The following is a 23,707-nucleotide window of genomic DNA, read 5'->3' as shown; positions in this document are numbered from 1 at the left end:
GGCGCGTTCGGGGCTTGAACAATTTTGGGTGGGCGGTGTGGACAGCGAACCACGCGTCCGAACGCGCCGTGGCGCGTTCCTACGATTTAGGCTCGTAGTTCAGGTTGGGCATCAGCCAGCGTTCCAGCTCGGCCGTGGCCATGCCCTTGCGGTGGGCAATGTCGCTCACCTGGTCCAGGCCGATGCGGCCGAGGCCAAAATACCGCGAATCGGGGTGCGCGTAGTACAAGCCGCTTACCGAGGAGGCCGGGTACATGGCCAGGTTTTCGGTGAGGGTGATGCCGGTTTTCCCCTCCGCTTCGAGCAGTTGGAACAAGGTGATTTTCTCGGTGTGGTCGGGGCAGCCGGGGTAGCCGGGGGCGGGGCGCACGCCGCGGTATTTCTCCTGAATGAGGTCGTCGCCGGTGAGGTGCTCATCGGGCGCGTAGCCCCAAAACTCACGGCGCACCCGCTCGTGCAGGCGCTCGGCGAAAGCCTCGGCCAGGCGGTCAGCTAACGCCTTCACCATGATGCTGGAGTAGTCGTCGTGGTCGGCCTCGTACTGCTCCAGCAACTTTTCGATGCCGATGCCGGCCGTGACGGCGAAACCGCCCACGTAGTCGGCGCGGCCCGATTCTTTCGGGGCCAGGAAATCGGAGAAGGCCAGGTTGGGGATTTTTGGGCCTTTCTCGCCCTGCTGGCGCAAGGTGAAAAACTCGGTGGCTACGGCCTCGCGGGTATCGTCGGCGTAGATTTCGATGGCGTCGTAATCCTTGGTATTCGCCGGCCAGAAGCCCAGCACGGCGCGGGCCGTGAGCAAATTGCCATCAATAATTTGGGCGAGCATCGTCTGCGCATCCTCAAACAGCTTGGTGGCGGCTTCGCCCAGGTTTTCGTCTTCCAGAATGCGCGGGTAGCGGCCCTTCAACTCCCAAGTGTGGAAGAAGGGCGTCCAGTCGATGTACTGAGCCAGCTCGGCGAGGTCGTAGTCTTCCAGCACTTTGGTGCCGAGGAAGGTGGGCTTGGTGATGGGCACCGTGTTCCAGTCCGACTTGAAACCGTTTTCACGCGCGGCTTCAATGGTGAGGTAGTTTTTCTCGCGCTGGCGGCTGGCGTAGTCGGCGCGCAGGGTGGCGTAGTCGTCGGCCACGGTCTGGGCGTAAGCTTTTTCGCCCGAGCCGAGCAGTCCGGCCGCCACGCCCACGCTGCGCGAAGCATCGTTCACGTGCACCACCGCGCCGCTGTAGGAAGGCGCGATTTTCACGGCCGTGTGCAGGCGCGACGTTGTGGCGCCGCCGATGAGCAGGGGCGTTTTCATGCCGCGCTTTTCCATGGCCTGGGCCACGTACACCATCTCATCGAGCGAGGGTGTGATGAGGCCGGAGAGGCCGATAACGTCCACGTTCTGGGCCTGCGCTTCGTCGAGAATCTTTTCGAGCGGCACCATCACGCCAAGGTCCACGATGTCGAAGTTATTGCAGGCCAGTACCACGCCCACGATGTTCTTGCCGATGTCGTGCACGTCGCCTTTCACGGTGGCCATCAGAATTTTGCCGGCCGTCTGGCGGTCGCCGCCCTGCTTTTCAGCCTCCAAAAACGGCTGCAAATAGGCTACGGCCTTTTTCATCACGCGGGCCGATTTCACCACCTGCGGCAGGAACATTTTGCCGGCCCCGAACAGGTCGCCCACTACGTTCATGCCGGCCATCAGCGGCCCTTCAATCACGTCGAGCGGGCGGGCCAATTCCTGGCGGGCGGCCTCGGTGTCTTCGTCAATAAACTCCGTAATGCCCTTCACCAGCGCATGCGACAGGCGCTCCTGCACCGGCAGGCTGCGCCATTCGTCGGCTTTCACTTCGGCCTTGTCCTTCTGCTTCACCGTGTCGGCAAATTCCACGAGGCGCTCGGTAGCATCGGCGCGGCGGTTCAGGAGTACGTCTTCGACCAGCTCCAGCAGGTGGGGCTCGATTTCATCGTACACGCCGAGCTGGCCGGGGTTCACAATGCCCATGTCCAGCCCGGCCCGGATGGCGTGGTAGAGGAAGGCCGTGTGCATGGCCTCGCGCACCACGTCGTTGCCGCGGAACGAGAAGCTGATGTTGCTGATACCGCCGCTGGTGAGCGCGCCGGGCAGGTTGGCCTTAATCCAGCGCACGGCTTCGATGAAGTCGAGCGCATAGTTGCGATGTTCGTCCATGCCCGTGCCCACGGTCAGGATGTTGGGGTCGAAAATGATGTCGGACGGGTCGAAGCCCACTTCCTTCGTCAGAATGTCGTAGCTGCGCTGGCAGATTTCGATGCGGCGCTCCAATGAGTCGGCCTGGCCATTTTCGTCGAAGGCCATCACCACCACGGCAGCGCCGTACTGGCGCACCGTGTGGGCCCGCTCGCGGAAGGCGGCTTCGCCTTCTTTCAGCGAAATCGAGTTCACGATGCTCTTGCCCTGCACGCATTTCAAGCCGGCTTCGAGTACGCTCCACTTCGAAGAGTCAATCATGACGGGCACCCGGGCAATGTCGGGTTCCGAGGCGATGAGGTGCAGGAAGGTCGTCATCACCTGCTCCGAATCAAGCATGCCCTCGTCCATATTGATGTCGAGCACCTGCGCGCCTTCCTCTACTTGCAGGCGGGCCACGGCCAAGGCTTCCTCGTAGGCGCCAGTGCGGATGAGGCGGGCGAAAGCGCGCGAGCCGGTCACGTTGCAGCGCTCGCCCACGTTCACGAAGAGGCTTTCCTCTTTGATGGTAAACGGTTCCAGACCGCTCAGGCGGGTGGAAGGCGTTACTTCGGCGGGCAATTCACGCGGCTTATACTTTTCGGCCAGCTTGCTCAATTCGGCAATGTGCTGGGGCGTAGTGCCGCAGCAACCGCCCACCACCGTCACAATGCCTTCCTTGAGGTATTCCTCCACCAGCGCGGCGAATTCTTGGGCCGACTCGTCGTAGCCGCCGAAGGCGTTGGGCAGGCCCGCGTTGGGGTAGGCCGAGATGTGCACGTCGGAAATGCGGCTCAACTCCTGCACGTACTGGCGGAGCTGGTCGGCGCCAAGGGCGCAGTTCAGGCCCACGCTCAGCAGCGGCAAGTGGCGGATGCTGTTCCAGAAGGCCTCCACTGTCTGGCCTGAAAGCGTGCGGCCCGAGGCATCGGTAATGGTACCCGAAATCATCACAGGCACCACGCGGCCACCTTCGTCAAAGAATTTCTGCACGGCGTACAGGGCCGCTTTGGCATTCAGGGTGTCGAAAATGGTTTCGATGAGCAGCGTGTCCACACCGCCGTCCACCAGTCCGCGCACTTGCTCCAGGTAGGCAGTGGCCAGCTCATCGAAGGTCACGGCGCGGAAGCCGGGCCGGTTCACATCGGGCGAGAGCGAGGCGGTGCGATTAGTGGGGCCCACCGCGCCGGCCACAAAGCGCGGACGCTCGGGCGTACTGTACTCCTCGGCAGCCTCGCGGGCCAGGCGCGCCGACTCGTAGTTCAGCTCGTACACCACGTGCTCCAGGCCGTAGTCTGCCTGCGCAATGGTAGTGCCTGAGAAGGTGTTGGTTTCCACCATGTCGGCCCCGGCGGCGAAGTATTCGGCGTGGATGCCCTTGATGATATCGGGCCGGGTGAGGCTCAGCAGGTCGTTGTTGCCGCGCAGCGGCCGGTCGTGGTTGGCGAAGCGGGTGCCGCGGAAATCCTCCTCCGTGAGCGGGTGGCGCTGAATCATGGTGCCCATCGCACCGTCGAGAATCAGCAGGCGCTGGCGGAGCAAATCGGGAAGCGGGGAGGGGGCGGCGAGGGTGGCGGTGGACATTTCTTTTCTGGGTCGAATAGCTACATAAGCGCGTATCCAGAAAGAAACCCGTGCGGCGAAGCACAGTTCCGGCTGTCATCTTCTTTCACCAAAAAAACGCGGTGAAACGGGAGTTGGCACCTACTCGCGGTAGGTTGCCAAGACGTCATTGGGCCCGGTCCCTCAGTCTTTCTGGATAGCAGCGTAGGGCGAAGATACAACGGAACGCGTGTTGGAGCGCAAGCGCCGGCGTGCGCTACGAGAGCACCGTGAGGCCGGCTTCGCGGTACCGGGCCAGGAGCTCGGCGGGGGCCTGCTGGTCAGTGATGAGCGTGCCTACTGCGGCCAGGGGAGCAAACTGGAAGTACTGGTCGCGCTCCAGTTTGCTCGAATCGCAGAGCAGATACACGTGGCCGGCCGACGCGGCCACTGCCCGATAAATCGAAGCTTCTTTTTCGCTGTTGGCACTCAGGCCGCGCTTCAGTGAAATGCCATCAACGCCCATAAACGCCTTATCGACCTGGTAGCGCTGCAAGTGCTCCACCGTAATGGCGCCGTGCGTGGCCTGCCGCTTGGCATCGACTTCGCCGCCGGCCATCACCACTTGCACGGCCGTGCCGGCCAGCTCGAACAGCACGGGCAGCGAGTTGGTGACGACGCGGATTTTGAGGTGGCGCACGTGGGCGCACAGCGGAAACGTGGTGCTGCCACAGTCGATGAAAATGGTGTCGCCCTCGGCCACGTGGCGAGCGGCCAGCCGGCAAATGGCTTGCTTCTGCGCGCCGTGGGCCGTGGTTTTGGCGGTGAAGGCCACCGGATGCTTCGTGATGCCCGGCCGCACGGCCCCGCCGTGGGTGCGCAGCACCAGTCCCTGTTCGGACAGCAGGGCCAAATCGCGGCGAATGGTGATGGGCGTGGTGCCCAGCTGGTGGGCGGCCTCGGCCACCAGCACCGTGCCGTGCTGCTCCAAAGTGGCCAATAAGTGTTGCTTGCGCAGCTGGAAATTCATCGCCGGGGTGTTACTTGTTCTAAACAATCGCAAAGAAACAAGAACGAACAGAAACGAACTTTCGACCGCTTTATGAACGAACGAATCCGCCTCCGCAAGCAGGAAACCTTGTCCGACGACTGGTTTATTCTGCGCAAAATCACCTTCGACTACCAACGCAAAAATGGCACCTGGGAAACCCAATCCCGCGAGGCCTACGACCGGGGCAACGGGGCCGTCATCCTGCTCCACGACCCCGCCACCGACCACGTCATCCTGACCCGACAGTTCCGCCTGCCCACCTTCGTGAACGGCAACCCCACGGGCCTGCTCATCGAAGCCTGCGCCGGCCTGCTCGACGACGAGCACCCGGACGCGGCCATCATCCGCGAAACGGAGGAAGAAACCGGCCACCGCCTCACGCACGTTGAGAAGGTGATGGAGGCCTACATGAGCCCCGGCTCAGTCACGGAGCGCCTGTATTTCTACCTGGCCGAGTACTCGGCGGCCACCGAGCAGCACGCTGGCGGCGGCATTGAGGAAGAGGAAATCGAGGTGCTCGAAATGCCCTTGCAAACCGCCCTGGCGATGGTGAAAACCGGCGAAATCCAGGACGGCAAAACCATCATGCTGCTGCAACACCTGCGGCTGCGGCAACTCACAGCTTAGGGCATCGCGCCCGGGTAAGGGCCGGCTTGGGTTTTGGCTGGCGCGCCGCCGATGTGCGCCAACCAAAACCCACTTACTACAGCTCCCACGCCGGCCACGCGCTGCCTGCCGCAAACAGGGCCGGCTCGGGCGGCAGCTCCAAAAACGCGGTAGCCTCCACCAGCCCCAGTATATCGCCGGAGCCGCCCACGCGGAGCGGGGTGGCCAGGCGGCGGCCCTCCGCGTCCACGGTCAGGCGCACGGGCACGAAGTGCGTCAGTGGGGGCTTGAAGCTGATGTCGACGGTAAGCACGGCTGGCTGGGGGGCTTCAATAGAGGCCGTTTCAGCTGCGCCCTCGGGTTGCTGCACGGCGCGTAGCCAGGGCCGCACGTAGCGGCAGGCCGTGATGAAGGTAGAAACCGGGTTGCCGGGCAAACCGAACACCACCGGCCCGCCGGCTCGCGCCCCAAACCAGAGCGGCTTGCCGGGCCGCTGCTGCACTTCGTGGAAGATTTCCGCCACGTGCAATTCGCGCAGCAGGCCCGGCAGGTGGTCGGCGCGGCCCTTGCTCACGGCCCCGCTCAGCACCACGGCATCGAAGCCGGCGGCCAGGATGTTGGTGAGGCCCACGCGCAGCTCCTCCACATTATCGGAAAGGTGAAACAGCGAAACATCGGCCCCGGATTGCGTAAGCAAGGCTTGCAGGGCATACACATTCGAGCGCCGAATCTGGTGGGCTAGCGGCGTGGCCGAGATGCCCACCAGCTCATCGCCGGTACTCACCACGGCCACGCGGGCGTTGCGCAGCACGGCCATTTCGGCCGCGCCCACGGTGGCAGCCACGGCCAGCTCGGCGGGGCCGAGGCGGGTGCCGGGCCGTAGTAGGACATCGCCGGCGCGGCGGTCGGCGGCCTGGTGGTGGATGTTGACGCCGGGCGCATCGGGCGGCGAAATCTGGATGCGGGCTCGGTTGTCATGCAGCAGCAGGTCCTCGTAGCGAATGACCACATCGGCCCCGGCCGGCAGCACTGCGCCGGTCATTACCTCTACGGCGTGCTGCGGGCTGGGCAGCGGGCGGGCCGGCTCGCCCGCGTACTGAGTATGGGCAATATCGAATTCTGTCTGGCCGCCCGCCCAGACAGCGAAGGTCACCGCAATGCCATCCATTGCCACGCGGTTGAAGGGCGGAAAGTCGCGGTCGGCCGTGAGCGTCCCGGCCAGGACGCGGCCGGCGGCGTGGGGCAGGGCCACGGTTTCGGGCGGCAGGGGGCGGGCCGTGGCGAGGACGCGGGCGGTGGCTTCAGCGGGGGAGAGCATGGGTGGGTGAGTTAAGAATTAAAAACGAACGTCATGCCGAGCGCAGCGTAGCATCTTTACCGCAATAGTAAAATCAATTATTGCGGTAAAGATGCTACGCTGCGCTCGGCATGACGTTCTGCCTGCGCGGCGCTTACGGAATCAGCCGGTCCTGATGCAGCTGCGCGAACAAGTCGAAGAACGAGTCTTCGGTGCTTTGGAACACGGTGAAGCCGCGCTTGCGGCTGTTGGCCATGTCCGTCATCACTTCAATGGGCCGGCCCAAATCCAAATCGGTGTGCCAGGGCGAGGCGAGGCGGTTCAAATCTGGCTCGGCCAAGCCGTGCTTAGTGGCAATTTCGCGCCAGATGTCCGCATCCTGAGCCAGCTCGGCTTCCAGCGGATGAATGGTGCCATCGAAACCCGCAGCTTCCACGCCGAACCATCCGGCCAGGCGGCCCCACAACTGGCTCCAGCGGAACACGTCGCCGTTCACCACATTGTAGGCCTCGTTGCGGGCGGCCTTGGTGGTGGCGGCCCACACCAGCTGCTTGGCAATAACGTGGGCATCGGTCACGTCCGACAAGCCTTCCCACTGCGCCTGCGAGCCAGGCCAGCGGAAGGGCCGCCCCGTTTCCTTACAGATGCTGGCGTACACGGCCAGCGTGGTGCCCAGATTCATGAGGTTGCCCACGGCCTTGCCGATGATGGTATGTGGCCGGTGAATGCTCCAAGTGAAGCCGTCGCGCTCAGCTGCGGCGTACACCTCGTCTTCCTGGGCGTAGTAAAAGTTGTCGAGGGCCAGCCGGGGCTGCGACTCGCGCAGCGGCGTGGGCGGCGGCACGCCCCCGCTCACGTAGGCCTCAAACGGCCCCAAGTAGTGCTTCAGGCCCGTGACGAGGGCCACGTGCTGCACCGAATGTTTCGGGCCCAGCACGGCCAGCAGGTTGCGCACCATGGCGCTGTTCACGCGGATGTTTTCGGCCTCGGTGTCTTGGCGCATCCAGCTGGTAATGAATACGTGCGTAGGGCGAATGTCGGCCAGGGCGCTTTCGAGGCTGGCGGGGTTCATCAAATCAGCGGCCACGGGTTGCAGGCCAGGAATGCTGGCATCGGGCCGGCGGGCCAGGCCGTAGGTAGTCCAGTTGTGGGCCAGCAGTTCCTGGGCCAGGTTGCTGCCGATGATGCCGCTGGCACCCACGACTAATGCGATATTGCTCATAATAAAAATGCGATATTGCTCATAATAAAATAGGGGAAAGAGCGCGGCCCAAATGGACCGGCGCGGCGGGTTTGCCGGAGTAGGCGCGGGCTGTGTGGCCCGGTGCCGGGTAGAAAACGGCTGCCCGGCCCAATAGTTTGCGCCGAAACAAAGGGCCATAGCGCGAACTTTCAGTTCGCGTCTCCGCGTCCCCGAACGACCAGCGTTACCAGTGGCGCGGAGACGCGAACTGAAAGTTCGCGCTACCTCCAACGCTCAAGCACCTTCACACGTCTCTACACTCTATGCTGACCAAGAATTTCACCCACGTAAACGCCGCCAACCAGCCCACAATGGTGGACGTGGGCGCCAAAGCGCCCACTCGCCGCGTGGCCCGCGCCCACTGCCGCGTGGTGCTGGGCGAAGAGCTGCTGAGCCGCGTACAGGCCGGCGAAATGCCCTCGCACAAGGGCCCGGTTATTCACACGGCCATCCTGGCGGGCATCATGGGCGCGAAAAAAACGGCCGACCTCATCCCGCTCTGTCACCCCCTGGGGCTGGACGATTGCAGCATCACCATCGAGCCCGACGGTCCCGCCGCTCTGCGCGTGGTGTGCACCGCCGTGGTCACCGGCCGCACCGGCGTGGAGATGGAAGCCCTGACCGGGGCCACCGTGGCCGCCCTCACCATTTACGACATGTGCAAGGCGTTTTCGCATGATATCAGTATTGATAGTGTGCAGCTTATCGAGAAAACCGGCGGCAAGAAAGACTTCCATCGCGCCGAAAATTCGTAAATTCAAGCATGGATAGTCTAGCGAACTCAGCCGTACAGCGCACTAAACACGCCACCCTGGCCCGGCCCGACATGGGCGAATTTGGCCGCCACGAGCTGGCGATTTTAGGAGCGCCCTGCGGCGACATTCAAACGCTGGTGGCCCGCCTGCTGCCGCTGCTGGCCCCGCAGTTGCGCATTGGGTACGTGGATGCCGACCATGCCGCCGGCGATTCGGCAGCGGCCGAAGATGCTTCGGCGGTCCCGTCCAAGCCCGTGCCTTACGTGGCCGAAAACGGCCTTTCGGCTGAGCTGGTAGATAAAATCACCTACCGTCAGCTCAACCTTACACGGGCGCTGGACCGGTTCTCGCAGCCCGAGCTGCTGGCCCACGAAAGCGTGGTGCTGGTGAACGGCAACCACTTCCGCGCCCGCCAGCAGGTGGTCATCGTCGACCCGCGCAAGCCGCTCGATAAGAAGCTCGACCGCCTCACCGATGTGCGCCTGATTCTGCTGGCCGGGGGCCAGACCGAACTGCCCGCCGTGCTGCTGGAGCATCTCAGCGCCGCCCCGCTGCCGCCCGTGCTGCCGCTGAACGATACGGCCAAAATAGCGGCCTTCATCAAGCAATGGTACCAGCTGGCGGTGCCCGTGCTGCGTGGCCTGGTGCTGGCCGGCGGCCGTAGCGAGCGCATGCAAACCGACAAAGGTGCCCTGCACTACCACGGCCTCGACCAACGCCAGCACACCGCCGCTTTGCTGGCCGAATTCTGCCCCGATGTGCGCGTTTCCGTGCGCCCCGACCAGGCTGCTGACCTGCCCGCCGGCCTCACCGCCCTGCCCGATACTTTCCTCAACCTGGGCCCGCTGGGCGGCATCCTCTCCGCCTTCCAGGCCGACCCCAACGCGGCCTGGCTGGTGCTGGCCTGCGACTTGCCCTTCCTCACCCGCGAAACTCTGGAATACCTGGTGACGAACCGGCAGCCGGCGCGCCTGGCCACCTCGTTTCGTAGCCCGTGGGATGCCTTTCCGGAGCCGCTGGTCAGCATTTGGGAGCCGCGCAGCTACGGGCAGCTGCTGCGGTTTCTGAGCCTGGGCTACTCCTGCCCGCGTAAGGCGCTGATTAACTCCGATATCGAGCTGCTGGCACCACCCGCGCCCGCCGAGCTGCGCAACGTAAACACGCCCGCCGAGCGCGCCGCCGCCGAACAGGAGCTCATTGGCTGACCCTGGCCTGTGCGCCAGAGTGGCTAAAAAATATTCGCTCAGCAATTGCCTGAAAGCCTGACTGCCGCCGTGGCCGTCAGGCTTTTTTGTGAGCATCGGGCATATCTGTCGGAGGATAAAATGCGTTTATGACGCGGGTTGGCACACTTTTCGAACGTCGCTACCCCGAGGCTATTTTTTAACCTACTATCATCAAGATGAAAAAAAGCACCATTCTAGCCGCCACGCTTCTGGCCACGGCCGCTGTTTCGTCGGCCCAGGCCCAGAGCATCCGCATCGGTCTGCGGGCCGGGGCCAACTATTCTAACCTGGCCGGCAACATTCAGAATCAGGATACCTATAACAATAAATTCGGCTTCCTGGGCGGGGCCATGCTCAATATTCCCGTCACTTCTGACGGCTTTTTCTCGGTGCAGCCCGAAGTGCTGTATTCGCAGAAGGGCTTCGAGAACAAGCCCACCGAATACACCGGCCTGTTTGGAGCAAAGCAGCAGCGCGAAGGCAAGGTGAACTATAACTACCTCGACGTGCCGGTGCTGCTGAAGGTGCGCGCCTCAGGCCTGATTTTCGAGGCCGGTCCGCAGTATTCCTACCTGCTAAGCGCCAACAACCAGACCAAAACCACGACCACGCCCGCCCTGGGTGGCACGCCTACCACCACCGAAACCCAGAATAAAACCGACGTGAGCGGCCTCAATCGCAACGAGCTGGGCTACCTGGCCGGCGTGGGCTACGAAGCCGAAAACGGCCTCAGCCTGAGCCTGCGCTACACCGGTGCCTTCAGCGACTTCGTGAAATCCGACAACAACACTTACTTCAACGGCGACCTGAAAAACGCCCGCCACTCGGCCTTCCAGCTTTCGCTGGGGTATCTGATTCCGAGCAAGTAAAGGTTTGTTCTGTCAAGCTGAACGCAGTGAAGCATCTGAGAAAAGCGGCTCGACGGCTTTTTTCAGATGCTTCACTGCGTTCAGCTTGACAGCCGAATCAAGTTTTACGGGTGCGCCGCCACCCATTCGGTCCCGTCCTCATATTCCTCGCGCTTCCAGATGGTCACCACCTGCTTCAGCGTGTCGATGATGAACTGGCAGGCGGCGAAGCTCTCGGCGCGGTGCGGCGTGGCCACGGCTACCACCACGGCCACATCGCCCAGCTCCAAGGTGCCTTTGCGATGCACCACGGCCACTTCCTGCAGCATGGGCCACTTCTCATAAGCCTGCGCCACGACGTGGCCCAGCTGTGTGAGGGCCATGCTGTCGTAGGACTCGTAGTGCAGCCGGCGCACCGGCCGCCCGCCCGACTGGTTGCGCACCGTGCCAATGAAGGAATTGACCGCCCCGGCTGTGTCGGTTTGCACGGCCGCGAGGGCGGCGGCAATGTCAATGGGCTGGTCGGTAATGGCGAGGTGAGGGGTCATGCAGGCAGTAGCACGGACGTTTAGTCCGCGAATCGAAATGTTTAGAATTATTCTGGCATCATGCACACGCGGACTAAAAGTCCGCACTACCTCAACCGCCAGCTACAGGTGGGATGAGGGCAATTTCATCCACCGTGTGCAGCGGCTGGTCGTTGGTGGCGTACTCGTTGTTCACGGCTACGGCGCAGCTGCGCAGGTCGCCCAGGGCGGGGTACTGGCGGCGCATTTCGGCCAGCAGCTCGCCCACGGTGGCGGGGGCGGGGGCCGGCAGCTCGATGACGGATGTACCCACAATGTCGCGGGTGATGCCGAAGAGGGCGACTTTTAATGACATATCTTTCGACGTAAATTCTGGGGCGAAACCCGGCCGCTGACCGCGCCTGGGGCTGTGGCCTGAACACCTTTCCCGCGTCCGGGGTTTACCGCAAGCCGGCTGTCTTACGTACAGCCAGGCAAAATTGGTGATAAACGTGCTTCCATCTCTCCTCGCCCCGGCCGCGCCGGCCGCCACCCCGCTCTACGACCAGCACGGCCGGCCGCTGGAATACCTGCGCCTAGCCGTGACGGACCGCTGCAACCTGCGTTGCTTCTACTGCATGCCCGAGGAAGGCATCAAGTACATGCCCAGGCACGAGCTGCTGAGCTACGAGGAAATGCTGCGCCTCACGGGCCTGCTGGCCGGCTTGGGCGTGCGCAAAGTGCGCCTGACGGGCGGCGAGCCCTTCGTGCGGCGCGATTTGGTGCCTTTCATGGAGCGCCTGGCCCAGCTGCCGGGTATTGAGGACATCAGCCTGACCACCAACGGTGTGCTCACCGCGCCGCATGTGCCCGCCCTGGCTCGCCTGGGCGTCAAAGCAGTGAACCTCAGCCTCGATACGCTGGACCGCGAACGGTTTTTCCAAATCACGCGGCGCGACGAGCTGCCCAAGGTGCTGGAAACCTTTCACGCGCTGCTCGATGCCGGTATTCAGGTGAAAATCAATGCCGTGGTGATGGACGGCCAGAACATCGATGCCCTCATTCCACTGGCTGCCCTCAGCCGCGACCTGCCCGTGGACGTGCGCTTCATCGAAGAAATGCCCTTCAACGGCGGCAGCCACGAAGCCGGGCCCGCCTCGCTGCCCTGGAACCACGTCCGCATTCGCCAGCTCCTGGAGGACCATTTCGGGGCGCTGCTGCCGGTGAGCATGGCGGCCGGGGCCACGGCTTCGGAATACACCATCGCGGGGCACCGGGGCACGGTGGGCATCATCGCAGCCTACTCGCGCACCTTCTGCGGCACCTGCAACCGCCTGCGCCTCACAGCCGAGGGCGGCATCAAAACCTGCCTCTACGACCAGGGCGTGCTCGATACCCGCGCTCTGCTGCGCGGCGGCAAATCCGACGAGGAAATTATAGCGGCGCTCTCGGCCGCCTTCCGCCACCGGGCGGCCAACGGCTTCGAGGCCGAGCGGCAGCGGCCCTTGCACCAGCTCAGCTTCGAGAGCATGGCCACGATTGGGGGATAGTTGCTGCCTTGTGATGTATAAGTGATTTATTTTGAATTGATTAGCATGGGGGTTGAAGTTGGAAACGTTTGCTGAACTACGAACATCTCTTTTCCAAAACAGGCAACTTCGCCGTGCTGGCCGGCGTTGCGACAGCTTGTAATTTGCCGAAACCGGAGCCCCGGTGCCGGCTGATTGCCGACCAGATTTTGGAATAATGGATATGATTTCGTTGCCGCCGGCCGCCGGCTATGTTTCCCGCAAAACCCACCGCCTGGCCGTGGGGGCGCTGTTTTTTTTATTGGGTTTGTGCTTTGCCAGCTGGGCCTCGCGCATTCCGAGCGTGCAGCAGAAGATGTGCATTTCGGAAGCGGCGCTTGGCGGCGTGCTGCTGACCATTCCGCTGGGGCAGCTACTGTCGCTGCCGCTGGCGGGCTGGCTGGTGGCCAAAAACGGCAGCCGCCGCGTGGTACTGTGGGGCGTGGTGCTGTATGCCACCGCCCTGCTGGGGCTGGGCTGGGCCGGCAGCCTGTGGCAGTTGCTGCCCTGCCTGGTTGTGTTTGGTGTGGGCGGCAACCTCACCAATATCGCAGTCAATACCCAGGCCGTAGGCGTAGAGCGGCTGTATCAGCATAAGCCCATCATGGCCTCGTTTCACGGGTTGTGGAGCTTGGCGGGGTTTGTGGCGGCGGCCGTGGGCTCGTTTATGATTGGGCACGCGGTGCCGCCGGGCGTGCATTTCATCTTCATTTCCCTGTTTATTCTCACCGGGCTGGCCGTGAGCGCGGGCTACACCGTGCGCGAAGACAGCGGCGTCGACCCCGACCAGCCAATCTTCGTGAAACCCGATAAGGAGCTGCTCGGCCTGGGGGCTATTGCCTTCTGTGCGCTCATCTGCGAAGGGGCCATGTTCGACTGGAGTGGGGTGTATTTCAAAAAAGTTATTCAGGCCGATAAGGACTGGGTGGGAGCGGGCTACACGGCCTTTATGAGCACCATGGCGGCCGGCCGCTTCGGGGCCGACTGGCTGGCCCACCGCCTCGGTTCGAAGCGCGTGATTCAGCTCAGCGGCCTGCTCACCGCTACTGGTTTGAGCATTGCCGTGACCTGGCCCCTGCTGCCCACGGCGTTGCTGGGCTTTCTGCTGGTGGGCTTCGGTACGTCGGCGGTGGTGCCGCTGGTGTACTCGGCGGCGGGCAAGTCCACGCACATGTCGGCCGGCATGGCGCTGGCGGCAGTGTCCACCATTGGCTTCTTCGGGTTCCTGCTGGGGCCGCCGATTATCGGTTTCATCGCCGGGGCCACGAGTTTGCGGGTGTCGTTTGCGCTGATTGCCTTCATGGGATTGTGCGTGTCGGCGGTGGCGAGCAGGGTACGGGTGTGATGTGGGGATAGATAGGGGATAGGGAGGAAGGAAAAAGGTCGTCATGCTGAGCGGAGTGCAGCGTAGTCGAAGCATCTCTACCGCGCAACTAATCCTAACATTTAAGCTGGTATTGAGGTAGAGATGCTTCGACTACGCTGCGCTCCGCTCAGCATGACGGTCTTGTTTGCTCCGGATATCCATTTTCCTCTCCCTTGACCGAAACCCTCACCCACCGCCAGAAGATGCTCACCTTCGCCGGCATTCTGCTGGCCATGTTCCTGGGCTCGCTCGACCAGACCATTGTAAGCACGGCGCTGCCGCGCATCGTGGCCGATTTGCATGGGCTCGACCGGTTTACGTGGGTGGCCACGGCCTACCTGGTGGCCAGCACCGCGCTAGTGCCCATCTACGGCAAGCTAGCCGATATGTACTCGCGACGCACCATCGAGATTGTGGCCGTGAGCGTGTTCCTGGTGGGTTCGGGGCTGTGCGGGCTGGCGGGCGAGTTCGGAACGCTGCCCGTGCTAGGCGATGGCATGACACAGTTGGTGGTGTTTCGGGCCATTCAGGGGTTTGGCGGGGCGGGGTTGTTTGCCATGGCCTTCATCATCATTGCCGACCTTTTTGCGCCGGCCGAGCGGGGGCGTTACCAAGGCTTTACGGGGGCAGTATTTGGTACATCGTCGGTGCTGGGGCCGCTGCTGGGCGGCTTTCTCACCGATAAAGGCACCGACCTCATTCCCGGCGTAGCGGGCTGGCGACTGGTGTTCTACGTAAACCTGCCGCTGGGCCTGCTGGCCCTCTGGTTCATCATCGCCCAGATGCCGCCGCTGCGCCCGCGCACCGAACCCAAACCTTTCGACTTCGTTTCGGCCGCACTGCTGATGGCAGGATTGGGGCCGTTGGTGGTGGCCCTGCAACTCAACCGGGCGCTCTACCCATGGGCGGGCGCGCTCACGCTGGGGCTGCTGGGCGGGGCGGGCGTGGCGCTGGCGCTGTTTGTGGGGCGCAGCCTGCGGCACGAGAATCCCATTCTCAACTTTGGCCTGTTCAAAAACCCGGTGTTTCGGACGGCCAACGCGGCGCTGTTCTGCATGGGCGGGGCGTTTCTGGGCGTTATCATTTTCGAGCCCCTGTTCATGGTGAATGTGCTGGGCGAGTCGGCCACGCGGGCGGGGGCCAGCCTCATGCCGTTGTCGCTGGGCGTGGTCACGGGCTCGATGCTGGCCGGCCAGATGGTGTCGCGCTTCGGCCACTACAAGCGCTGGATGCTGGGCGGCCTCGTGCTGCTGCTCGTCGGCCTGAGTTTGCTGGCCACCATGCCGCCCACGGTGCAATACTATCGGGTGCTCGTGTACCTGGCCGTCTGCGGCCTGGGCCTGGGGCCGACGATGCCGCTCTACACCCTGGCCATCCAAAATGCCACCGTGCCCGCGCTCATGGGCCAGGCCACCTCGGCCAGCCAGTTTTTCCGGCAGATTGGCGGGGCGCTAGCCGCCTCGGCGCTGGGGGCGGTGCTCACCTTCACGTTGGCCCATAGCCTGCCGGCTGCCGCAAAGGCACCGGGCGCCCCCGCGTCAGCGGTGGTAGCGGAGGGGCCGGCCGTGCCCGCCACCACTGCCGGCGCGGCTGACCCGGTGGTGCGGGCGGCCTTTGCCACGGCCATCCGGCGGGTGTATATGGTGGATATCCTGCTGGTGGTGGGCGGCCTGCTGCTCACGCTGCTGGTGCCGGAGCTGCCGCTGCGCAAGGCCAATGAGCAGGTGCCGGTAATGGCGGAGTAAAAAATGCGTCTGTCATCCTAAGCGCAGCGAAGGACCTTGCCACGTCAGCACGGTTTGCAGTGAATCAATCGGCGCAGCCGTGACAAGGTCCTTCGCTGCGCTTAGGATGACAACCCCGCGCCATTACCGCCCCGCCCGTACCTTCGCTGCGTTGGTTCTCGGTTTGATTTCCTTCAATCAGCGGACGGTTTTTCACCTGGGCCTCGGCCGGGGTAAAGATTAAAAGGGAATCGGGTGCAACTCCCGAACAGACGCGCTACTGTGAGTTTTCCGGCCCATTTCGGGCCGGAGCCGGTGGCCCCACTTGATGCCCATTGGCCCGCTGAACCCGGGCCGAGAAGGGCGGGGCCGGCCCGAAACAAGTCAGGAGACCTGCCGGCCGCCGAGTGATGCTGCCCTCGCGCTTTGGGGCTGGCATCGGCGGTGCCGTGCCGCTGCGCCTGGGGCGCGGCGGGGTGGCGTGCGGCCGGTGGCTGGCTTTCTCAGAATAGGGCTTGAACGTAAACGGAGGCCGTTTATCACCTCTTATTCCCCGTTGCTCATGTTCTTAGCCGACCGCATTGCCCGCGCCGAAACGCGCATCTTCAAAGCCGTTTTTCCTAATACCACCAACCACTACGATACCCTGTTTGGCGGCACCACGCTGCTGCTCATGGACGAGGTGGCCTTCATCGCGGCCACTCGCTTCTCGCGCCTGAAAATGGTGACCGTTTCCTCTGAGCGGGTCGATTTCACGCGCCCCATTCCCGGCGGCTCGCTGGTAGAACTGGTGGCTGGCATCGAGCACGTGGGGCGCACCAGTTTGAAGGTGCGCGTGGAGCTATTTGTGGAGCAGATGTACAGCGAAGAGCGCCACAAGGCCGTAACCGGTCTGTTCACTTTCGTGGCCGTGGACGAGCATAAACAGCCCGTGCAGATTCTGGCCGAGGAAACGGCGGCCTTGCCCGTGCTGGTAACGCCACCTTTGGACGCGTAGTCAGCCTTGCCAAGGCTTGCGGTGGGGCCGCAACGGCTAGTGCTTGCCCAGCCCCACCCAGCCGCGCTGCATGGCGTAGTAGATGGCCGTGCCCACCACCAGGCCCACCAGGTAGCCATACGGCAGCCCCGCGCAGAGCAGGCCCACCAGCAACGACACCAGCAAGTCACTGCGGCTGCCGCTCACATCACGCAACAGCGTGGCCAAGGACAAGGCCTCGAACAGTAGCAGCACGCCCAGCACCGGCAGCGGAAAAATCTGCACCACCTCGGCAAAGCCCTGGCTGAAAAACAGCCCCATCACCAGAAAAATGCCACCGTAAATGACCACTGAGCCGCCTGTGCGCGCCCCAAACGCGTAGTGCCCCACCATGCCGCCCGAGCCGTGGCACACCGGAAAACCTCCAAAAAATGGGTTCGCCAAATTCATCAGCGCGTAGGTGAAGCTGATTTTTTTGATGGTGAGCGGCTCGCGCTCCGGGAATAAATCGTGCGCCACCTGCTTAGTGGCCAAAATGGAATTGCCGAGCGAGAGCGGAATCTGGGGCAGGGCCAGCAGCACCGCGCCGGTCAGAATATCGGCCGCCTGGGGCAGGTGCCAGGTGGGCAGGTGCAGGCCCACGGCTCGCTGCGCCGTGGCCAAATCGAGCTTGAATACCAGCGCATACGCCACGCCCAGGGCAATGACGATGAGCGCCGCCGGCCAGCGGCGGTTGCCAAACAGCACCACCGTGACGGCAAAGGCCGCCGCCGCCAGCGCGTAGCCCGCTGCGCCATCGGCCCCCACGTACTTGGTGAGGGCCAGCGTGGCCAGCTGCAAGGCCAGTCCAAACTGAATGCCGCGCACCACGGCCTTGGGCACCAGCCGCGCCAGCGCATCAATCAGCCCCGTTACCGACAGGAAAAACATGCTGACGCCAATGGCCAGCCCTCCGCCAAAAATGACGCGTCCGGGAATTTTCTGGGCAATGACCAGCGCCGCGAAGGCCTTGAGCGGTTGCACGGGCATGGGCATTCGGTACCACAGCCCGGTAAATACCTGCATGAGCCCGAACAGAATCAGGACGCTCGCGCTATCGATGCCCGAGGCGGCGATGACCCCGATGAGCAGCGGCAAATCGGTGCCGAGGTCGCCAAACGCGCCGGCCAGCTCGTTGCGGTCGAGGCGGATGGGCGGGCGGGTAGGGGCGGGCGGCGAAAGCGTGGGCTGCATGGGTACAAAGGTGGGGGAGAGACGCCTACTTGCGTCTCTACTTCCGGTTCTTCAGCAGGCGGGCCACTTCGCTGGCTTGTTCGGCCGCATCGCCCAGGTATTCGCCGCTGGTGTAGCCTTTGCGGAAACGCAGGGGTTTCAGCCGTCGGCCCAGTACCTCTACGGCCCGCTCGTGGTCGAGGGCGTCTTCGGTGTGGGCCAGGAAAATGGTCGCCACGCCATTGCCGATGAAGTTGGTGATGGAGCGGGCTTCCGACATAAACCGGTCCACGCCCAGCAGCAGAGCCAGGCCCTCCACCGGAATCACCTTCATGGCCGTGAGCGTGCTGGCCAGCACCACAAAGCCGCTGCCCGCCACGCCCGCCGCGCCCTTACTCGTCACCATCAGAATGCCCATCATGGTCAGAATCTGCGCCCCGGAAAGCTCGATGTGGAATACCTGGGCCAGGAATAGGGTCGAAAGCGAGAGGTATATGGTCGTGCCGTCCAGGTTGAAGGAATAGCCCGTGGGCACCACCAACCCCACCACCGGCTGGGCACAGCCCATGCCCTCCAGCTTCTCCATGAGGCCCGGCAGGCCGGCTTCGGACGAGGAAGTGCCCAGCACAATGAGCAGCTCAGCTTTGATGTATTTCAGAAACGACCACATGCCAATGTTGCAGTACCGCAGAATGGCCCCCAACACCAGAAAAACGAACAAGCCCATCGTGAGGTAAACTGTCACCATGAGCTTGCCCAGCGGCAACAGCGTGGCAATGCCGTACTTCCCGATGGTGAAGGCCATGCCCCCAAATGCCCCGATGGGCGCGAGCATCATCACCCAGTGCAGCCCCCGAAACACGTATTTTGAACACTCCTTCAGGAAGTGAATGATGGGCTTGCGGCCGGCGTATTTGCTGAGAATAATGCCCAACACAATGGCCACGATGAGCACCTGCAAGGTCAGGTTATCGGCCAGAAAGTGACCCCAGGAGAACTCCGAGGCGCGTTTCGTGAACTCGCCCACCTTCCCAGTGTCCAGCTTGCCGGTGCTCACGCCCGCCCCCGGCAGCACCAGCGCCGCCACCCCCACCCCGATGAGCAGCGCCAGCGTGGTCACGATTTCGAAATACAACAGCGCCTTGCCCCCAATGCGCCCCACCTTCTTCAAATCCCCCATCGTGCTAATGCCCAGCGTGATGGTGAGGAAGATAATCGGGTTGATGAACAGCTTCACCACGTTGATGAACTGCTTGCCCAGCGGCTCCATCTGCACGGCGGCGGCGGGCCGGAAGTGGCCCAGCAGCGCCCCGGCCACTATGGCCAGCAGCACCCAAAAGGTGAGGTTGCGGGTGAGGCGTTTGAGTGTCATAGGCTGGGTAGGAGGGCAGATGAGTGGTTGGAAAGGCAACGCAAGAACGTCATGCTAAAAAGAACGGCGTGCTAAAAGAGCGTCATGTAGAGCGCAGCGAAGCATCTTGCCCGCCGCCACTAATCCTTTTCGTTTGAGGATTGGTTTACTAACTGCAGGCAAGATGTTGCGCTCTGCATGACATTTTTTAAATTCAACATGGACCCCGCCATCCTGCTCCCCGCCGCCAGCTACGAATTCGCTACCATTCAGAAAGTGAGCGGCAACGGCCCGGCCGTGCCCGCTTCCGACCAGCTCGCCGCCGAAGAGCCGCTCGAAATCCGTGTGGGCTACGAAGCCGACGGCCTGCGCCAGCACCGCACACTGTCCGTGACCATGCGCACGCCCGGCCACGACGAAGAGCTCGCCGCCGGTTTCCTGCTCACCGAAGGCCTCATCCATACTAAAGCCGACCTGCTCGGCATCATTCCCTGCCCCGATGTCAAGAAAGAGGAAGAAGCCGGCAACGTGGTCCGCGCCGAGCTGGCCGCGCACATAGAAGTCGATTTTGCGGCCCTGGAGCGGCACTTCTACACTAGTTCCAGCTGCGGCGTGTGCGGCAAAACCAGCATCGATGCCGTGCGTACCACTTCCTGCCCCGTGTTGCCCACCACCGGCCCGCACCTGCGCTACGCCGTGGTGCACCAGCTGCCCGAGAAACTGCGCGTCGCCCAGGCTGGCTTCGAGCAAACCGGCGGGCAGCACGCCTCGGCCCTATTTACACCCGAGGGCGAACTGTTGCTGCTGCGCGAAGACGTGGGCCGCCACAATGCGCTGGACAAAGTAATCGGCGCGGCGCTGCTGGCCGGCTGGCTGCCGCTGCACCAGCACATTTTGCTGGTGAGTGGCCGCGTCAGCTTCGAACTGGTGCAGAAGGCGGCAGCGGCGGGCATTGGCATACTGGCAGCGGTGGGCGCCCCCAGCAGCCTGGCCATCCAGGCTGCCGAGAGCTTCGGAATGACGGTGTTGGGCTTCGTGCGTAACGAGCGGTTCAACATCTACAGCCACGGCTGGCGGCTGGGATAAGTATAGTGCCTGAAATCTTGCTCAATAACTATAGTTTGGCAACGGCTTCCCATGCCAGCCGTTTAACTTTCAGCTCCAATCCCGACCCCATGAAACTCCGCATCGAAGACGATACCCTGCGCCTGCGCGTTTCGCAGGGCGAGCTGGATGAATTCGCTGAAAAAGGCCGCGTGGAAGGGGCCGTGCATTTCGGCCTTAGTCCCGCTCAGCGCCTCACCTACGCCTTGGAGCGCGGGTCCGAACCGGCCCAAACGCTGCCCAACGAAGAGCCTGTGCAGGTGCATTACGAGCCGGGCGCGCTCACCGTACTAGTGCCGTTTGCCCTAGCCAAAAATTGGGTCGAAACCGACCAGAATGGGTTTTCGCACGATGTGCCACTCGCTGAAAACCAGCGTCTCCATATTTTGGTTGAGAAGGACCTGGACTGCCGCCATTAATTTCAGTTAGTAGTTAACAGTGAGCAATGCCGTTCTAAAAGCGCATTGATGACTATTGGCTGATAACTGTTCACTGATAACTGTTCACTGAATTATGGAAGATTCTCCCAAAACTGACCCCAGCAAAGCCGGCAAAGCCCACGAGCAAAAGGCCGAGAATGCTCCTAAAAGCGGTGAGCGCCCCGACCAGGGCAAAGCCCCCGCGCCCGACCATTACCGTACCGAGCCCCAAGACACGCACATTCACGCCCACATTCCCGCCCCCGACGTGGCCAACGCCAAATACGAGCACCCGGTATTGGCCCAGCCGCCCGAAGCCCTCACCGGCCTCCGGCTCGAAGGCCGCGAAAAAGTGGCCGCCGGCGTCACGGCCGTCATCAAATCCATGCAGTTCAGTTGGACGGAAGGCGGCGTAGGGCGCGGCACCAAGGCCCTGCTCGGCCTGAACCAGAAGGACGGGTTCGACTGCTCCAGCTGCGCCTGGCCCGACCCCGACGAGCACCGCTCGGTAGCCGAATTCTGCGAGAACGGGGCCAAAGCCACGGCGTCGGACGCCGACGACAAAGCCGCCGGCCCCGAGTTTTTCGCCAAATACAGCCTGGCCGAGCTTTCGCGCATGACCGACCGCGACCAGAATAACGCCGGCCGCCTCACGCATCCCATGGTGAAGCGCCCCGGCGACAACCACTACTCACCCATCACCTGGCCCGATGCCTTCGACCTCATTGCCAAAGAGCTGAACGCCTGCGCCTCACCTAACGAGGCCGTGTTCTACACCTCGGGCAAAGTGCCCAACGAGCCGGCCTTTCTGTTCCAGCTTTTCGCCCGCGAGTTTGGCACCAACAACCTGCCCGACTGCTCCAACATGTGCCACGAGAGCAGCGGCTCGGCCCTAAGCCCCACGCTGGGCCTGGGCAAAGGCTCCGTGACGCTCAACGACTTGCACGAGGCCGAGGTCATCCTCATCATCGGCCAGAACCCGGGCACCAACCACCCGCGCATGCTCACGGCCCTGCAAAAGGCCAAGCGCAACGGCGCCAAAATCATCGCCGTGAACCCGCTGATTGAAGCCGGCCTCGTCGCCTTCAAAAATCCGCAGGATTTCATGAACCCCCTGAAGGCGCTGGGCGCGCTGATGGGCGACGGCACCCCGCTCACCGACGTGTTTCTGCAAGTGAAGGTGGACGGCGACATGGCGCTATTGCGCGGCATTATGAAGCATCTGTTCGAGGCCGAGGACATGAACCCCGGGCAGGTAGTCGACAAGAAATTCATCGACGAATTCACCGTTGGCTTTGCTGATTTCGAGCAGAATATCCGCAATACCAGCTGGGAGGAAATCGAGGAGATTAGCGGCATTAGCCGAGGCCAGCTGCTGGAAGCGGCCAACCTCATTGCCCATAAGCAGAAAATCATCACCTGCTGGGCCATGGGCGTCACGCAGCAGCGCCAGGGCGTGCAGACCATTCAGGAAATCGTGAATCTGCAGCTCATGAAGGGCGCCATCGGCAAGCCCGGTGCGGGCACCTGCCCGGTGCGCGGCCACTCCAACGTGCAGGGCGACCGCACCATGGGCATCTGGGAGCGCATGCCGAAGACCTTTATGGACGCGCTGCAGAAGGAGTTCAACTTCACCCCGCCCACCAAGGACGGCTTTGATGTGGTGGAAGCCATCAAGGCCATGCACCTGGGCATGACCCGGGTATACTTCGGCCTGGGCGGCAACCTGCTGGCTGCCGGCCCCGACACCGAGCTCATTGCCGAAGCCATGCGCAAGCAGAAGCTCACCGTATTCGTGGGTACCAAGCTCAACCGCGGCCACCTCACCACCGGCGAAACCAGTCTGCTGCTGCCCACCTTCGCCCACGTCGACATCGACATGCAGAAGTCTGGCCACCAGATGACCAGCTGCGAAAACTCGATGGGCGTGGTGAGTCAGAACAAAGGCATTCTGGTGCCGCTGGCCGGCGACCAACTCAGCGAAGTGGCCATCATCTGCGGCACGGCCATTGCCACGCTCGGCGACAAAACCAGGACCGATTGGGTAGCCATGACGGAGAACTACGACGTCATTCGCGACCATATTTCGCGCGTCATTCCCGGCTTCGAGGATTTCAATACGAAACTGCGGCGTCCCGGCGGGTTCTACCTGCCTAATGGCCCGCGCGAACGAAAGTTTACCACACCCGACGGCAAGGCCCACTTCACCAAAACCGAGCTGGAGAAGTACGAGGTAGCACCCGACCAGCTGATTCTGATGACCGTGCGCTCGCACGACCAGTTCAACACCACTATCTACGAATACAACGACCGGTACCGCGGCATCCACGGCGAGCGCCGCGTGCTGTTCATGAACCCAGCCGACATGGCGTCGCGGGGCCTCAAAGCCAAGGACCTCATCGACATCACCAGCCATTACAAAGGCGAAGAACGGCGCGTGGAGAAGTTCGTGGCCGTGCCCTACGACATTCCGAAAGGCAACGTCTGCGCCTATTTTCCCGAGGCCAACCCGCTAGTACCCATCGGCAGCGTGGCCAAAGTGAGCAACACACCCACCTCGAAATACGTGGTGGTGACGGTGGTGCCCACCGCAGCCAACAACGACCTGCGCATCAAGGAACGAGAGAAGATGATGGCGTAGCCTCGCCCCCGGCCCCTCTCCTGCGGAGAGGGAAGCCACGGCGGCACTCATGCAACGGCATCAAGAAGAATGAAAAAG

Annotated in this window: 19 protein-coding genes and 2 riboswitches; of the genes, 11 read left to right on the top strand and 8 right to left on the bottom strand. The window is 62.8% G+C overall.

Annotated features, from left to right (window positions below; translation table 11 throughout):
* Window positions 1-79: 79 nt before the first annotated feature.
* Both metH and I7X13_RS16205 read right to left on the bottom strand, forming a co-directional pair.
* Complete coding sequence (metH, locus tag I7X13_RS16210; RefSeq protein ID WP_198076274.1) at window positions 80-3,778, bottom strand: methionine synthase; 3,699 nt, start codon at window positions 3,776-3,778, stop codon at window positions 80-82.
* A 72-nt stretch (window positions 3,779-3,850) separates the two neighbouring features.
* A riboswitch (SAM riboswitch) is annotated at window positions 3,851-3,960 on the bottom strand.
* 53 nt (window positions 3,961-4,013) lie between these two features.
* On the bottom strand, window positions 4,014-4,766 hold the full coding sequence (locus I7X13_RS16205) for a DeoR/GlpR family DNA-binding transcription regulator (protein ID WP_198076273.1): 753 nt from the start codon (window positions 4,764-4,766) through the stop codon (window positions 4,014-4,016).
* 72 nt (window positions 4,767-4,838) lie between these two features.
* Between I7X13_RS16205 and I7X13_RS16200 the strand changes: the two genes are divergently transcribed.
* Window positions 4,839-5,414 (top strand): NUDIX domain-containing protein, encoded by a 576-nt coding sequence (locus tag I7X13_RS16200; RefSeq protein WP_198069988.1) that lies wholly within the window; start codon window positions 4,839-4,841, stop codon window positions 5,412-5,414.
* 76 nt (window positions 5,415-5,490) lie between these two features.
* Here I7X13_RS16200 and I7X13_RS16195 read toward each other — a convergent pair whose 3' ends face one another.
* The gene (locus I7X13_RS16195; RefSeq protein ID WP_198076272.1) at window positions 5,491-6,711 is read right to left on the bottom strand and encodes a molybdopterin molybdotransferase MoeA; all 1,221 of its coding nucleotides are present in this window, start codon (window positions 6,709-6,711) and stop codon (window positions 5,491-5,493) included.
* Window positions 6,712-6,844: 133 nt separating this feature from the next.
* On the bottom strand, window positions 6,845-7,912 hold the full coding sequence (locus tag I7X13_RS16190; protein WP_198076271.1) for an SDR family oxidoreductase: 1,068 nt from the start codon (window positions 7,910-7,912) through the stop codon (window positions 6,845-6,847).
* A 284-nt stretch (window positions 7,913-8,196) separates the two neighbouring features.
* Here I7X13_RS16190 and moaC point away from each other — a divergent pair, with 284 nt between their 5' ends.
* From moaC to I7X13_RS16175, 3 genes are all read left to right on the top strand, one after another.
* Complete coding sequence (gene moaC, locus I7X13_RS16185) at window positions 8,197-8,688, top strand: cyclic pyranopterin monophosphate synthase MoaC (RefSeq protein WP_198076270.1); 492 nt, start codon at window positions 8,197-8,199, stop codon at window positions 8,686-8,688.
* 8 nt (window positions 8,689-8,696) lie between these two features.
* Complete coding sequence (locus I7X13_RS21550) at window positions 8,697-9,893, top strand: NTP transferase domain-containing protein (RefSeq protein WP_233454816.1); 1,197 nt, start codon at window positions 8,697-8,699, stop codon at window positions 9,891-9,893.
* Window positions 9,894-10,090: 197 nt separating this feature from the next.
* Window positions 10,091-10,783 carry a porin family protein gene (locus I7X13_RS16175; RefSeq protein WP_198076269.1) on the top strand — a complete coding sequence of 231 codons (693 nt, stop codon included), beginning with the start codon at window positions 10,091-10,093 and terminating at the stop codon, window positions 10,781-10,783.
* Between the two features lie 104 nt (window positions 10,784-10,887).
* Here I7X13_RS16175 and I7X13_RS16170 read toward each other — a convergent pair whose 3' ends face one another.
* Window positions 10,888-11,310 carry a molybdenum cofactor biosynthesis protein MoaE gene (locus I7X13_RS16170; RefSeq protein WP_198069992.1) on the bottom strand — a complete coding sequence of 141 codons (423 nt, stop codon included), beginning with the start codon at window positions 11,308-11,310 and terminating at the stop codon, window positions 10,888-10,890.
* Window positions 11,311-11,401: 91 nt separating this feature from the next.
* The gene (locus tag I7X13_RS16165) at window positions 11,402-11,644 is read right to left on the bottom strand and encodes a MoaD/ThiS family protein (RefSeq protein WP_198076268.1); all 243 of its coding nucleotides are present in this window, start codon (window positions 11,642-11,644) and stop codon (window positions 11,402-11,404) included.
* Window positions 11,645-11,780: 136 nt separating this feature from the next.
* Here I7X13_RS16165 and moaA point away from each other — a divergent pair, with 136 nt between their 5' ends.
* The 4 genes from moaA (at window position 11,781) to I7X13_RS16145 (ending at window position 16,923) form a co-directional block, all read left to right on the top strand.
* Window positions 11,781-12,818: a GTP 3',8-cyclase MoaA gene (moaA, locus tag I7X13_RS16160; protein WP_198076267.1), complete on the top strand. Its 1,038-nt coding sequence runs from the start codon at window positions 11,781-11,783 to the stop codon at window positions 12,816-12,818.
* 202 nt (window positions 12,819-13,020) lie between these two features.
* A complete protein-coding gene (locus I7X13_RS16155; RefSeq protein WP_198076266.1) occupies window positions 13,021-14,181 on the top strand; it encodes an MFS transporter in 1,161 nt (386 codons plus the stop codon).
* 194 nt (window positions 14,182-14,375) lie between these two features.
* Window positions 14,376-15,947, top strand: a complete 1,572-nt coding sequence (locus tag I7X13_RS16150) for an MDR family MFS transporter (protein ID WP_211532096.1) — start codon at window positions 14,376-14,378, stop codon at window positions 15,945-15,947.
* A gap of 168 nt (window positions 15,948-16,115) precedes the next feature.
* Window positions 16,116-16,341, top strand: a riboswitch (cobalamin riboswitch).
* Between the two features lie 147 nt (window positions 16,342-16,488).
* On the top strand, window positions 16,489-16,923 hold the full coding sequence (locus I7X13_RS16145) for an acyl-CoA thioesterase (protein ID WP_198076265.1): 435 nt from the start codon (window positions 16,489-16,491) through the stop codon (window positions 16,921-16,923).
* A 36-nt stretch (window positions 16,924-16,959) separates the two neighbouring features.
* Here I7X13_RS16145 and I7X13_RS16140 read toward each other — a convergent pair whose 3' ends face one another.
* Together I7X13_RS16140 and I7X13_RS16135 are read right to left on the bottom strand one after the other, a co-directional pair.
* Window positions 16,960-18,135, bottom strand: coding sequence for a putative sulfate/molybdate transporter (locus I7X13_RS16140; RefSeq protein ID WP_198076264.1), 1,176 nt, complete (start codon window positions 18,133-18,135; stop codon window positions 16,960-16,962).
* 37 nt (window positions 18,136-18,172) lie between these two features.
* Window positions 18,173-19,486, bottom strand: coding sequence for a cation:dicarboxylate symporter family transporter (locus tag I7X13_RS16135; RefSeq protein ID WP_198076263.1), 1,314 nt, complete (start codon window positions 19,484-19,486; stop codon window positions 18,173-18,175).
* 177 nt (window positions 19,487-19,663) lie between these two features.
* Here I7X13_RS16135 and fdhD point away from each other — a divergent pair, with 177 nt between their 5' ends.
* From fdhD to I7X13_RS16120, 3 genes are all read left to right on the top strand, one after another.
* Complete coding sequence (gene fdhD / locus I7X13_RS16130) at window positions 19,664-20,551, top strand: formate dehydrogenase accessory sulfurtransferase FdhD (RefSeq protein ID WP_233454815.1); 888 nt, start codon at window positions 19,664-19,666, stop codon at window positions 20,549-20,551.
* Between the two features lie 89 nt (window positions 20,552-20,640).
* Entirely contained in the window at window positions 20,641-20,988 is a 348-nt protein-coding gene (locus tag I7X13_RS16125) for a DUF7009 family protein (protein WP_198076262.1), read from the top strand.
* A 94-nt stretch (window positions 20,989-21,082) separates the two neighbouring features.
* Window positions 21,083-23,629, top strand: a complete 2,547-nt coding sequence (locus I7X13_RS16120; protein ID WP_198076261.1) for an FdhF/YdeP family oxidoreductase — start codon at window positions 21,083-21,085, stop codon at window positions 23,627-23,629.
* Window positions 23,630-23,707: the final 78 nt, after the last annotated feature.

This window comes from Hymenobacter negativus, assembly GCF_016056375.1.
GTDB lineage: Bacteria > Bacteroidota > Bacteroidia > Cytophagales > Hymenobacteraceae > Hymenobacter > Hymenobacter negativus_A.
Note: the sequence above shows the minus strand (reverse complement) of the source record. Positions and strands in the feature narration are given on the sequence as shown.